Raw genomic sequence first — 12636 nt, 5'->3', positions numbered from 1 at the left:
AATTTCGACCAGACCATAAAAATACCATACCTATATCGCTACTGCTTTGCTATTTTCGACAACTTTCTCATAATAAGCTTCATAATGAGGAAGTATCTTGGTAATGTCAAAATCTTTTGCCCGCGCCAATGCGTTCGCTTTGAATGTGGGCAGATTCGCGTCATCCAGGATGTAAGCCGCATGCTTCACCATGTCATCCACATCGCCGACATCACTCAAAAATCCGGTAATGCCATGCAGATTCAGTTCAGGAAGTCCTCCTGCATTCGACGTTATCAAGGGAACTTCGCAAGCCAGTGCTTCCAATGCTGCCAGGCCAAAACTTTCTGATTCAGAAGGCATTAAAAATAGATCCGCCACAGAAAGTACTTCTTCAATGGCGTCGAGCTTGCCTAAAAACCGGACATCCGAAAGCATATCCAGGTCTTTGCACATGCGTTCGATGCGTTGTCTGTCGGGACCATCGCCTACTAATAAAAGTTTGCTTGGCAATAACTTGCGCAGCTTTTCAAAAATCATGATCACGTCATCAATCCGCTTCACTTTCCTGAAATTGGATGTATGTACGATCAGTTTTTCGTTATTCGGGCAGATGGCCAGTTTAAAATGCTCTTTTTTCTGACGGTTGAAACGATCCAGGTCAATAAAGTTAGGGATCACTTCAATGTCCTTTGTAATCGCAAAATGCGCGTAAGTATCTTTTTTCAACGATTCCGAAACAGCTGTTATGCCGTCCGACTGGTTAATACTGAATGTTACAACCGGCTCGTAGGATTCGTCTTTCCCTACCAATGTAATATCCGTTCCGTGCAATGTCGTGATCACCGGAATGTGAATGCCCTGCTGCGCTAAAATCTGTTTGGCCAGATACGCAGACGACGCATGCGGGATGGCATAATGCACGTGCAGCAGATCCAGGTTAGCACTTGCGGCTACATGCACCATTTCACTGGATAATGCGGACTCGTAAGGCGGGTATTGAAACAGCGGGTAAGCCGGGATATTTACTTCGTGATAGTAAAGATTTTCATTGAAGAAGTCGAGTCTTTGAGGCTGCGAATATGTAATAAAATGAACCTGATGTCCCACTTTCGCAAGTGCTTTGCCAAGTTCGGTAGCTACCACTCCGCTTCCACCGAAGGTAGGATAGCATACAATACCAATTTTCATAATGCTATTTAAAAAGTTGAAAGTCGCACTCGGGCGAACTGCTGTAATAACAGATCTTTTAGCCTAACAACAAATGATCCATTTTTTATCCCCAAAATGGATAAAGATGTTGAGATTTGTCGTTAATGGGATAAAATGAATAATTTTATTCCCTAAACCTTCTGTTTCCAGAGTTAGCCTCCATGAATGTGTCTGCCAGACCAAAAATTACTTTATGGGATTACATTACCGGAAGTGCCCGTCTGGTCCGTATGACCAATCTGGTGATTGTGGTCGTAACGCAGTATTTTACACGCATTCTCCTCATAGGCCCCCGCGACGAATGGCGCAGCATCATCGCGAATGCGGATATGTTCTTCCTATCGCTTTCCACAGTCTGCATCGCCGCAGCGGGCTACATTATCAATGATTATTTTGACATAAAAATCGACATTGTAAACAAACCCGAACGTGTTGTCGTGGGGCGCTATCTGAAACGGCGCTGGGCAATGGGCGCACATCAGATCCTTAATGTTTTAGGCGCAGTGTTGGGGCTTGTGGTCAGTCCTTACATATTTGTGATCAATGTTTTCTCAATTACACTACTCTGGTTTTATTCCGAGCGTTATAAGCGACTTCCTTTTATAGGCAACTTTATCGTTTCGCTGCTTACCGGTTTCTCTCTGCTGATCCTTACAGTCCATTTTCCGGCAAATCGCCATTTGGTGTTCATTTATGCGGTTTTCTCTTTCTTTATTTCCCTCGTCCGTGAAATTGTGAAGGACATGGAAGACATCAAGGGCGACGAAGCGCATGGCTGCCGCACATTGCCTATCATATGGGGCATCCGCCAGACCAAAAACTTCCTGTATGTGATTCTTTTAATGTTCGTTACCACTTTATTTGTGATGGCGCGGGCGCTGGACAATAATGTGCTGATCATCTTGTTCTTCCTCCTTTTGATCCCCATTGCCCTGCTTACGGCAAGCCTGGCTCGGGCGGATACACGTCGTGATTTCAAGCGTATCAGCAGCCTGTGCAAGATCATTATGCTGCTTGGCCTCATTACGATGGTTTGGGCATAGCGCCTTACCGTAAAATCAATATTCCAAACAAAAAGTGGATTTCTGGCAGCGGGGACTATCTTTGTTTACCGCAAACTAAATCACGTATCCACGTTACATTCATGAAAAAACTGCTGTTGTGGAGCCTGCTGCTGCTCTTTTTTATCCAAACAAAATCCATTGCCCAGGACTGCGGCGGTCTTGTATTAAAGCAAGGCAGCGGATTTGAGATGATGAACTACGATGGGAAGGGAAAGGAAACTGGAAAGATCATTTACAAGATCCTGGACGTTTCGACAGAGGGCGCTTTTACGGTTTTCAACATTGAAATGGAAGCAATGAATCCTAAGGGCAAGTCGGAGCTGAAAAACGTTTATAAAATGAAATGCGACGGAAATGTGATCAGCATGGACGCCAAATCGCTCATCAGCCAGGAGCAACTCAAATCATTCCAGAATATGGAAATGAAATTTACCTACGAAAACATTGAATATCCGACCAAATACAATGTCGGGGATAAATTAAAAGATGCGTCTGTGAAAGGAAATGGTCAGTCGGGGCCTATGGCAGTGAATTTTGATATGATGATAAAAAACCGAAATGTTACCGGCCAGGAAAAACTTACTCTGCCAGCCGGAACATTTGATGCCTACAAGATCAAATCAGATCTGAGTTTTGAAATGAGAATGGGCTTTCCTGTAAAAATGGAAATGGAAAGTATTTCCTACCGCGCACCCGGCGTTGCCTGGGATTTGAAAACGGAAACTTACCGTAAAGGCAAGCTGATCGGGCGCAGCGAACTCACGAAAATTTATTGAGACTCAAACATTTAACTTATTATTCTTTGGGTACGGCTTCCGGTCATCTGCCGTGAGCCGTTCTTTTTATAAATTTGCCAAAGAATTTTGACACTACATTACGAATAATTAATTCTTGACGACAATGAAACGACTTGCCATCTTCGCCTCCGGATCCGGATCAAATGCGGAAAAAATCGCTGAATATTTTGCTGAGCGGCAAGATGTAGAAGTGTCACTGATTTTCACCAACAATCCTCAGGCCGGTGTAATCAAGAGGGCTTGTAAGTTGCAGATCCCTGTTGTGTTTTTCGATAAAAAGACATTCTACGACACACGCAAAGTGCTTCAAATTCTGCAAAATGAAAGAATTGACCTGGTCGTGCTTGCAGGTTTCATGCTATTGGTTCCTGCCTTGCTGGTGGAAGCTTTCCCTAACAAAATCATCAACATTCATCCCGCTTTACTCCCTAAATATGGTGGAAAGGGCATGTACGGGCAGTTTGTCCACGAAGCGGTTGTGAATGCAAAAGAGTCCGAATCCGGCATTACGATCCATTATGTGAACGAAAATTATGACGAAGGAAACGTAATTTTCCAAGCCACCTGCCCCGTTGCTCCTACCGACACTTCGGACGATGTGGCAAATAAGATCCATGCATTGGAACACGAAAATTACCCGCGCGTGATTGACGAGGTTCTTTATCAAAAGCGCTAGAAACTGCTCATGCTTTATTTCCTGCTGTCGGTCCTCTTCACCGTTGCCCTTTACCTGATTATGCGCGCGTTTCCGCGCTATAAAGTGCATTCTTTCCATGCAGTTGTGTTCAATTACTATGCATGCGTGCTTACCGGGCTGGTGCTCACGCCGGACTTGGGCCTGTTCAGGAATGCGGTCTGGAATTCGGAAGGAACGCTGGTAACCCTGGCGTTGGGCGGAATGTTTGTGGTCACATTTATGCTGATAGGGCTTACTGCGCAAAAGGTGAGCGTCACCGCTACGTCGCTGGCTGGCAATATGTCGCTCGTTATCCCTGTGCTTTTTGGTCTGTTTGTATTTCAAAACAACAATAAGGAATTCACTGTCGTCAACTATGCCGGGCTTGTTATTGCACTTGCAGCACTAGCATTAGGCGCAATTCAGCAAAATAATAAAGACGCTGCCTCCGCTACAACCACCTCGTCTGCAAATTCGGTTTCAAGGGCGAGATTGTTGCTGATCCTTCCCCTGCTCACTTTTCTTGCCGCCGGAACCAACAACACATTGATCAATTACTTGTCGGTAAAGTATTATGCAGCCGGCGAAACCACGCTGTTTATGATTATTGCCTGTTCGGGGGCTATCCTTATCGGGTCAGTCATTTTGCTTTTCCGGGTTTTGGTTAGTGGTGAGAAATTACATTGGCGGAGCATTTTGGGAGGATTCATTCTGGGAGTTCCTAATTTTCTTTCCCTTTATTTCCTGCTGCTCGCGCTTGCATCATTCAGCAACAGCGCCGCTTTCGTGTTCCCGATCTACAACATTCTGACCATGCTGGTATCTGCGGGTGCCGCCTGGCTGATTTACCGCGAAAGACTGAACCAACTTAACAAATTTGGACTTCTATTGGCAGTCATTGCGATCATCATGATTTCCTATCAGGAGTTAGGCTTTTGATCGCAAATTTTTCCATAAAATTACCTACATGCCCGAAACTGCTATCTTACATATTAATGAGCGGAAAAATGTCTTGAACAAAAGACAGAAAGAGTTTAACCAGCTGTCCGAAAAAATAGAAGAACTGGATCGCCTGATCCCCGAGCTGGAAAGCGCTTATGACCAGATGATCCAGCGAATTCCCACGGATCTCGACCCATTGGTCAGAGAATATCAGGAATTCCGCGCGGAGATTGTTCACATTATGGACCGAACATATTCCGCCGATCTTTTCAGGAAAATTTACCAGGATAAACTCGCTTACCTGATCACTGAAAGTGCTTATGACCTCATCGCACATTACGGGTTCGATGATTTGAAACCGGTTTTCAATAAATACAGTGCGGTTGACGTTGAAGTCCTGCTTGCAGCGGAAAGGGCAAAATCCGAAAAAATTACAGACCCGGCATTTTTAATAGAAAGTGAGTCTGCGCAGGAGCCCGTCGAGTACGAAAACTTCCATGACCTTCCCGAGGAAGAACGACAGCGCATTAAAGCCGAGCAACGCGAAGAACGGCTTAACAAGCGCATACTGGAAGCAAAACAAAACGCAGAACAGCAGAAAACGACGAAGTCGGTGCGGACCGTCTATATGGACCTGGTAAAGGCTTTTCACCCGGACCTGGAAAAGGACGAAGCGGAAAAATTGCGCAGAACGGACATTATGCAACAGGTGACGCAGGCATATCAGGAAAATAACTTGCTGAAACTTCTGAAATTACAGATCGCGCTGGATAGGATTGATCAGGATCAACTGGAAAATTTGAGTAAAAACCAGCTCAACTACTATAATAAGGTGCTTAAACAGCAAGTAGAGGAACTGGAACTTGTCAAAGAAGGCATTCAGAAGAAGATCTCAGCCGTTTGCGGATTGCCATTCCAGCATGTCAATTCTCTTACGACCGTAATCGTCAAGTTCAACACCAATGTGAATGAGATGAAAGCGGAGATAAAAAACATCCGTAATGTGATCAAAAACTGGAAGGTGCCTTCACAGCTTAAAGCCTATCTGAAAACCTATCAGATACCAGGCCAGTCTTTCCTTGATGAAGAAGAAGACTAATAAGTGAATCAGCCGATTTTTGAGGGTAACGTATACAGTTGTAGAGGTAATTCCCCGGTTCAGAGTTTAGTCTAAATATAAATATACGAACATTGCGCTTGCAATGAGCACATTGACTGGCGGGCGTTTTTTCATTCCTGTTGGTACATGTTTTGTTGTTTTGCAGCAAATGTATATTTAACCTACTCAGATGAAAAATTGTATTATTCTATTACTTGCGGTTACATTGTTTGTAACGCAGGCACAAGCACAAGAGAATGTTTCCATTGGACCTATTGTTGGGGTTTCCATCGCTAATTTCAGGGGAGACGTGGCTAATACGGACTGGAAACCAGGCATAACGGTCGGTGGTTTCTACAATTACAGTTCAGAATCCGGCTTTGGATTTAGCGGACAACTCTTGTTTACGCAGATGGGCGCTCAGAACAACAACAAGACAAATGAGCTTAACCTGAACTACATTCAGGCTCCGTTGTTGGCAACATTTTTCTTCGGACAGTATGGTGACAAAGTTCGCCCGAAAATTTTCCTGGGACCAAGCCTTAACTTTCTAGTAGGCGCACGGGACAAAGACGGAAACAACCTGAATGGCGATTCCAACAACCGCGTTTATTCTCCATTTGACCTTGGGTTGACTTTCGGAGCAGGGATTAACATTCGTCTGCAGGAAAAAATCTGGCTGAACCTGGACGCACGTTATGGATTAGGCCTTATTGATGTAACCAAAGATGGCAACACCAATGTGAAGAACCAAAATTTCGGAATCAATGCTGGTCTTAGCTTCCCGCTTGGAACTTACAACAGCAACACCGGCAGATTGAGGACGCGTTAATTAGCCAAGCTACTTAGCCATATTTAAAAGAACCAGATGGGATCATCCATCTGGTTCTTTTTTTGGTGTTGCCCTTTATACCAGCAAATGATGCCGCGCTAACCGCAGATTAGGCGTAACTTTGTGCTTTATTATAATCATTGCTATGACTTTTGAAGAATTAAATCTCACCAAACCTCTATTACAGGCCCTCGCTGATCTGAATTACGAAACGCCGACAACGATCCAGCATAAGGTTTTTTCAGTAATGATGTCTGGGAAAGATGTATGCGGGATTGCGCAAACCGGAACTGGAAAAACTTTCGCATATCTGCTCCCTACCCTCCGGCAAATCGAGTTTTCCAAAGATCGCCTCCCACAATTGCTGATTCTGGTGCCTACGCGCGAGCTTGTGGTGCAAGTGGTGGAAGAGGTGAAAAAACTGAGCGCATACCTGACCTTGCAGGTGGTTGGAGCATATGGCGGTGGCAATATTAAAGTACAAATGGCTGAGCTGAAAAACGGGGCAGACGTTGTTGTCGCTACACCCGGCCGGCTTTTCGACCTGGCATTGAATGGCTCGCTCAAAACCAAAGCAATTAAGAAACTGGTGATTGATGAAGTGGACGAAATGCTCAACCTGGGCTTTCGTACGCAGCTAAAAAATATTCTTGACCTCCTGCCGCAAAAACGCCAGAACCTGCTTTTCTCGGCAACATTAACGCCGGAGGTTGAAGCATTAATGCAGACTTACTTTAATAACCCGGTAAGAATTGAGGCAGCACCGGTGGGCACACCATTGGAAAACATTGAACAGAAAGCGTATTACGTTCCGAACTTTTATACCAAAGTAAACCTGCTGGATCTGCTGCTGGAAGAAAATCCGGATATGACCAAGGTGCTGGTGTTTGTCGCTACTAAAAAGCTGGCCGACCAGCTCTTCGGACAACTGGAAATGGGTTACCTGAACAAGATAGGCGTCATCCACTCTAACAAGGAACAAAATCACAGATTTAACACTGTTAAGCAATTTCACGAAGGCAATTATCGCGTTCTGATCGCCACAGACATCATTGCGCGCGGATTGGACGTTGCAGAAGTTTCCCACGTTTTCAATTTTGACATTCCGGAAATCCCTGAAAATTACATTCATCGCATCGGCCGGACTGGTCGCGCGGATAAAAAAGGCGTAGCCATTTCCTTTATTACAGAAGGTGAAAAAGAACGCCAGGAGCAGATCGAGGAGTTGATGAATTACCAGATCCCGATCGCAGATCTTCCCGAAAACCTTAAAATATCAGAAATCCTTACGCCGGATGAAGAGCCGCAGATCTACATGAAGAGCATTGATGTGAAGCTGCCCAAAAGAGAAGCAGGCGGCGGTGCATTTCACGAAAAGATAGATAAGAATAAGAAGGTAAACGTCAGAAGAAATCACGCGCAGGAAAAAATGCAGAAATACGGACGCCCTATCAAGCGCTCCGGCAAAAAGTAGGGCATAGTTATTGGGATAACTCCTGAAATGAATCTAATTAGCTTCCCCGAACATTCACTATGAGTATCTGGCAAATATTCCAGCGCCTGCAGCCTTACGTAAAGCCGTATAACAAACAAATCGTTTTCGCGCTCTTCCTTACACTGCTTGGCGCGGTGACTGCCCAGGTTAACCCCTGGGTTTTGCGTTATACAGTGGATTCCGTGCAGGCAATGCTCGACAGAAACTGGGGCATCATTCAAGGTAAGGATTTGCTGATCAAGATTTCCCTCATTCTTTTTGTAAAGGAAATTGTTAACTCGCTCATCGTTTTTGGCCAGCGTTATTTTGGTGAAAAAATCAGGATTAAGGTGTCCAGCGATCTCGCTCAGGAAGCCATCAGCAGAATCCTCACCTATAACCTCGCCTTTTACAGCGACAATGACAATCAGAAAGGTAAGCTGCAAACCCGCATAGACCGTGGTGTGGAAAGCCTTACCAAACTGATTCAGAACTTTTTTATTGACATTCTCCCGCTTTTTGCCAATTCCATCGTTGCGCTTGCGATCATGTTCTCTGCCAATTTTTATGTCGGAGCGATTGCCCTTGCGATCTTACCGGTTTACTTCTGGATCAGTTACAAGCAGGCGGGCGAATTGCAGGGCGTAAGGCGCAAACTGAAAAGGCAACGAGAGAATAAAAGCAGTGGATTGATCAACCTGATCGAGTCTATCATTGTCATCAAATCATTTGTAAGGGAAATATTTGAGGGGCAAAAGCAGTATCAGACACAGATGGAGCTGATGGAGACGCAACTCAAAACGCGCCGCACCAACTTTGCCTACGATGGCATTAAGAGCTTTATCGAGCAAATCGGCGTCGTGCTGATCATCATTCTTACGGCCTATCTTGTGCTGGATCAGCAGATGTCCATCGGCGCGATTATGTTCCATATCCTGCTTTTCAATAATGTGTCCGCCCCTATCCGCCAGCTGCACCGGATCTACGATGAGATGAACGACGCATTGACCTATTCCGAAGGCTTTTTTGAAATACTGGACGCCGATAATGCAGTTGAACAAAGTGGAAAGGTTATTCCCGAGACGATCCGCGGCGATTATGCCTTGAACGATGTTTCCTTTACTTATCCGAATGGCACCAAAGCATTGTTTAATATCAATGTCAACATTAAATCCGGGCAAACGACTGCGCTGGTTGGGTTGTCGGGAGCTGGAAAAAGCACATTGATCAACTTACTCATTGGTTTTTATGCGCCGGATTCCGGCACGCTTACGCTGGACGGGCGTCCTCTGGAAGATTATGATCTGCCCGCATTGCGTAACTCCATCGGAATGGTTTTACAGAAAAACCACATTTTTAAAGGGTCTATTGCGGAAAATATCCGTTACGGGCAAATGAATGCAACCCAGGAAGAGTTGATCGCCGCAGCTCGAAAAGCATATCTGCACGATCAGATTATGGAGTTGCCTGCGCAATACGAAACCGACGCACAAATGCTTTCAGGAGGTCAGCAGCAACGCATTGCCATTGCACGACTTTTTCTGAAAAATCCACCCGTCATTTTCCTCGACGAACCCACAGCCAGCCTTGACGCCATTGCAACCGAGCAGATTAAAAACAGTCTGGATGCCATTAAAGAAGGCAGGACTGTTGTTATCATTTCTCATAGCCTATCTCAAATCCTGGATTCGGATCAGATTTATGTCATGAAAAAAGGAAGCATCGCAGAGTTCGGGACGCACACCGAACTGTATGAGAAAGAGGGCGTTTACAGGGAAATATTTGACGCTTCGGCCAGGAGCCTCAACCTGGATAAGATGATCGGCATGATGTCCAAAGAATAACAACTCTGATCCATCTCCATTAAAAAACCATTAAATTGGACCCCATACGCATTAAAAATTAATTAAATGCGATTGATCTAAATCGGGTTGATGGTCGTATGTGGTGTGTCAAATTACTTGTCACACTCAACCCAAATGGTATGAACATCTCTAAAATTTTGCGTTCCGTCTCGGGCAGTTCGCTGCTTCTCGCTGGTCTGGTCTTCGTCAATCAGGCATGTACAGAACAAACCCAACTTGACAGCCAGCCGGTGCCGCTGGTGAGCGCTCCTAACCAGATTTTTTACGCATTAACAAGCGACAACAAGATTTATGAATTAAATGTACAAAACCCAGGTACGCCCATCCGCACACTTACGATCTCCGCAGGATTAGAGCCGGATGAAAAATTATTGAGTATTGATTTCCGCCCTGCCACAGGTCAGCTTTATGCAGTTGGAAACAAAAATCACATCTACACCGTTAATCTCCGCTCCGACATTAACCCGGGAAGAGTTACAGTTATTAGCCCTGTTCCATTTAATCCTGGCATTTCGGGCCCGGAAGTGGTTGGTTTTGACTTCAACCCAACTGTTGACCGCATCAGACTGGTTACAAACACAGCGCAAAATTTACGTTTACACCCTGAAACCAACGCATTAGCTGCGCTTGATGGTTATCTGAAAGGTTATAATGATGTGAAAGTGGCTGCTGCTGCTTATACAAACAATGTTGCCGGTGCAACAACTACACAGCTTTACGACATTGATCCGGACGTTGACAAGCTTTTCCTGCAAATGCCTCCTAATGATGGTGTTTTGAAAGAAGTTGGCCCGTTAGGAACTGACATTCAGGATGTAGGCGGATTTGATATTTCTTCGGTTAACAACTACGCGATTGCATCCGTTAAGGTTAACAACATTTGGGAACTTGCCGAAATTAATCTTTCGACAGGTGCGCTTTCGAAAATCGGAAACCTGCCTGCTGGTAAGATCATTGGCGTTGCCATTCCTACCAGCCCGGTTGCTTATGCGGTTGATGCTTCCAACAAGCTGCTGATCTTCAACCCGATGAATGCCGGAACACGCATCGAAAAAGCGATTACAGGCTTGCCAATGGGCGTTAATATCGAAGGAATCGACTTCCGTCCTGCGGATGGCCGCTTGCACGCACTGGGTTCTGATGGAAAACTGTACGGACTTGATCTGGCATCAGCTGCTGCAAAAGCGCTTCCTCCCTTGCATTATCTTGGTGATCCTAACTTTAAAGTAATGGGCACAAGCTTCGGCTTCGACTTCAACCCTGTTGCTGACAGGCTGCGCATCGTGAGCAACACAGGACAAAATCTGCGAATCAATGTTACCAGCGGCATTACACTGCTTGACGGACCATTGAAATTGGTGCCGGGACCTGGCACGCCATTCGTGAATGCTGCGGCCTATACAAACAGCTTTGCGGGCACAACCAGCACGGTGCTATATGATATCGACAGCGAGTCGAATTCATTATTCAAACAAAATCCACCAAATGACGGCGGTCTCGAAAAAATCGGTGCGTTGGGCATTGATATCGATGCAGCCAGCGGATTTGATATCGGCGGCACTACGGGCATGGCTTACGCTTTGCTTACGGTAGGCGGAAACACCGGACTATACTCCATTAACCTGACCACCGGAAGCGCAACGAAAGTTTCTGATTTCGCAGGATCTGTAAAAGGTTTTGCACTGGGCTTTGGGTTGTAATCCAGCATGGTAAAAAAGGGCGCTATTTAGTCATAGCGCCCTTTTTTTTATTTATTTTAAAGAATTTCAAAAATATTTTTAAGTAAATAATACAATGTTTATACCAAATATCCTTCGTTTAAATTGGATTAATACAAAATCAAAAAATAGTATTCCTAAAAGTTGCAAGATAATTCCCTGATACTTAATCCATAAAGATTTATACAGCGTAAGTCTGCCAGGACCAGGATGGAAATTCTGAAATGGTTCACAATAAACTTCAAACACTTTCCTGATTATGAAACAAACATTAACTCAAATTTCTGAACCTTCTGAGGGCGCAATGCTATCAAAAGTGGGCAGACGTTACTTCCTGAGATCTGCGGGCGTTGCCGCTGCCACGGGAGCATTCATCCTTGGTGCCTGCACAGAGCAGGATCTGGCATCCGACGATACTGTAAACCTAGGAACAGGTGATCTTGGTATCCTTAATTATGCGTATGCATTGGAACAGCTTGAAGCTGCATTCTACACGCAAGTAATGATGACTCCTTATCTGAACATGACAGATATGGAAAAATGGATCCTTACCGACATTCGTGATCACGAAATCATCCACAGAGAATTTTTCAAAACAGCACTAGGCAGCAACGCTATCAAAGGCCTTACTCCTAATTTTTCTGCTATTGACTTTGCTGACCGCAAGAGTGTACTTGGAGCGGCAAAATTGTTTGAAGATACTGGCGTAGCTGCTTACAACGGCGCTGGCAAGCTGATTAAGGACGTTAATTATCTGCTTGTTGCTGGTAAGATCGTATCTGTTGAAGCAAGACACGCTTCTGCAATCGCCGATTTGATCAACCCGAATGCATTGGAATTCGCAGGTGGACAGATCAACAATATGGGCTTGGAAAATGCTTATTCTCCGTCCGTAATTTTGAGCGGTGTTGCACCATTTATTATGGATAAAATCAGTGGAAAAGATCTGCCACGCTAACTTTTAAAAAACTTACTGAC

The 12636-nt window shown here is 44.9% G+C and carries 11 protein-coding genes; 10 read left to right on the top strand and 1 reads right to left on the bottom strand.

Annotated elements, in window-relative coordinates:
• Window positions 1-30 precede the first annotated feature (30 nt).
• On the bottom strand, window positions 31-1170 hold the full coding sequence (bshA, locus tag NFI80_RS03045) for an N-acetyl-alpha-D-glucosaminyl L-malate synthase BshA (protein WP_235164950.1): 1140 nt from the start codon (window positions 1168-1170) through the stop codon (window positions 31-33).
• 182 nt (window positions 1171-1352) lie between these two features.
• On the opposite strand from bshA, the gene NFI80_RS03040 reads away from it, so the two are divergent.
• The 10 genes from NFI80_RS03040 (at window position 1353) to NFI80_RS02995 (ending at window position 12616) form a co-directional block, all read left to right on the top strand.
• Window positions 1353-2234, top strand: coding sequence for a geranylgeranylglycerol-phosphate geranylgeranyltransferase (locus tag NFI80_RS03040; protein WP_235160169.1), 882 nt, complete (start codon window positions 1353-1355; stop codon window positions 2232-2234).
• 101 nt (window positions 2235-2335) lie between these two features.
• Window positions 2336-3031 (top strand): TapB family protein, encoded by a 696-nt coding sequence (locus NFI80_RS03035; RefSeq protein ID WP_235164951.1) that lies wholly within the window; start codon window positions 2336-2338, stop codon window positions 3029-3031.
• A 124-nt stretch (window positions 3032-3155) separates the two neighbouring features.
• Entirely contained in the window at window positions 3156-3728 is a 573-nt protein-coding gene (gene purN / locus NFI80_RS03030) for a phosphoribosylglycinamide formyltransferase (protein ID WP_235160167.1), read from the top strand.
• Window positions 3729-3737: 9 nt separating this feature from the next.
• Window positions 3738-4667 carry a hypothetical protein gene (locus NFI80_RS03025; RefSeq protein WP_235164952.1) on the top strand — a complete coding sequence of 310 codons (930 nt, stop codon included), beginning with the start codon at window positions 3738-3740 and terminating at the stop codon, window positions 4665-4667.
• 28 nt (window positions 4668-4695) lie between these two features.
• Window positions 4696-5769, top strand: a complete 1074-nt coding sequence (locus NFI80_RS03020; RefSeq protein ID WP_235164953.1) for a hypothetical protein — start codon at window positions 4696-4698, stop codon at window positions 5767-5769.
• Between the two features lie 190 nt (window positions 5770-5959).
• A complete protein-coding gene (locus NFI80_RS03015) occupies window positions 5960-6601 on the top strand; it encodes a porin family protein (RefSeq protein ID WP_235160164.1) in 642 nt (213 codons plus the stop codon).
• 145 nt (window positions 6602-6746) lie between these two features.
• Window positions 6747-8075 carry a DEAD/DEAH box helicase gene (locus NFI80_RS03010; RefSeq protein ID WP_233797757.1) on the top strand — a complete coding sequence of 443 codons (1329 nt, stop codon included), beginning with the start codon at window positions 6747-6749 and terminating at the stop codon, window positions 8073-8075.
• Window positions 8076-8134: 59 nt separating this feature from the next.
• Entirely contained in the window at window positions 8135-9919 is a 1785-nt protein-coding gene (locus NFI80_RS03005; protein ID WP_235164954.1) for an ABC transporter ATP-binding protein, read from the top strand.
• Window positions 9920-10059: 140 nt separating this feature from the next.
• Entirely contained in the window at window positions 10060-11640 is a 1581-nt protein-coding gene (locus tag NFI80_RS03000; RefSeq protein WP_235164955.1) for a DUF4394 domain-containing protein, read from the top strand.
• Between the two features lie 277 nt (window positions 11641-11917).
• Window positions 11918-12616, top strand: coding sequence for a ferritin-like domain-containing protein (locus NFI80_RS02995; RefSeq protein ID WP_233797754.1), 699 nt, complete (start codon window positions 11918-11920; stop codon window positions 12614-12616).
• Window positions 12617-12636: the final 20 nt, after the last annotated feature.

The sequence above is a fragment of the Dyadobacter chenhuakuii genome (genome assembly GCF_023821985.2).
In the GTDB taxonomy this organism is placed as follows: Bacteria; Bacteroidota; Bacteroidia; order Cytophagales; family Spirosomataceae; genus Dyadobacter; species Dyadobacter chenhuakuii.
This window is presented reverse-complemented; position numbering and strand designations above follow the sequence as displayed.

Excerpts from the sequence above, each read along its gene's own strand:
- bshA (WP_235164950.1), bottom strand. The coding sequence starts at position 1,170 with ATGAAAATTGGTATTGTATGCTATCCTACCTTCGGTGGAAGCGGAGTG.
- NFI80_RS03040 (WP_235160169.1), top strand. The coding sequence starts at position 1,353 with ATGAATGTGTCTGCCAGACCAAAAATTACTTTATGGGATTACATTACC.
- NFI80_RS03035 (WP_235164951.1), top strand. The coding sequence starts at position 2,336 with ATGAAAAAACTGCTGTTGTGGAGCCTGCTGCTGCTCTTTTTTATCCAA.
- purN (WP_235160167.1), top strand. The coding sequence starts at position 3,156 with ATGAAACGACTTGCCATCTTCGCCTCCGGATCCGGATCAAATGCGGAA.
- NFI80_RS03025 (WP_235164952.1), top strand. The coding sequence starts at position 3,738 with ATGCTTTATTTCCTGCTGTCGGTCCTCTTCACCGTTGCCCTTTACCTG.
- NFI80_RS03020 (WP_235164953.1), top strand. The coding sequence starts at position 4,696 with ATGCCCGAAACTGCTATCTTACATATTAATGAGCGGAAAAATGTCTTG.
- NFI80_RS03015 (WP_235160164.1), top strand. The coding sequence starts at position 5,960 with ATGAAAAATTGTATTATTCTATTACTTGCGGTTACATTGTTTGTAACG.
- NFI80_RS03010 (WP_233797757.1), top strand. The coding sequence starts at position 6,747 with ATGACTTTTGAAGAATTAAATCTCACCAAACCTCTATTACAGGCCCTC.
- NFI80_RS03005 (WP_235164954.1), top strand. The coding sequence starts at position 8,135 with ATGAGTATCTGGCAAATATTCCAGCGCCTGCAGCCTTACGTAAAGCCG.
- NFI80_RS03000 (WP_235164955.1), top strand. The coding sequence starts at position 10,060 with ATGAACATCTCTAAAATTTTGCGTTCCGTCTCGGGCAGTTCGCTGCTT.
- NFI80_RS02995 (WP_233797754.1), top strand. The coding sequence starts at position 11,918 with ATGAAACAAACATTAACTCAAATTTCTGAACCTTCTGAGGGCGCAATG.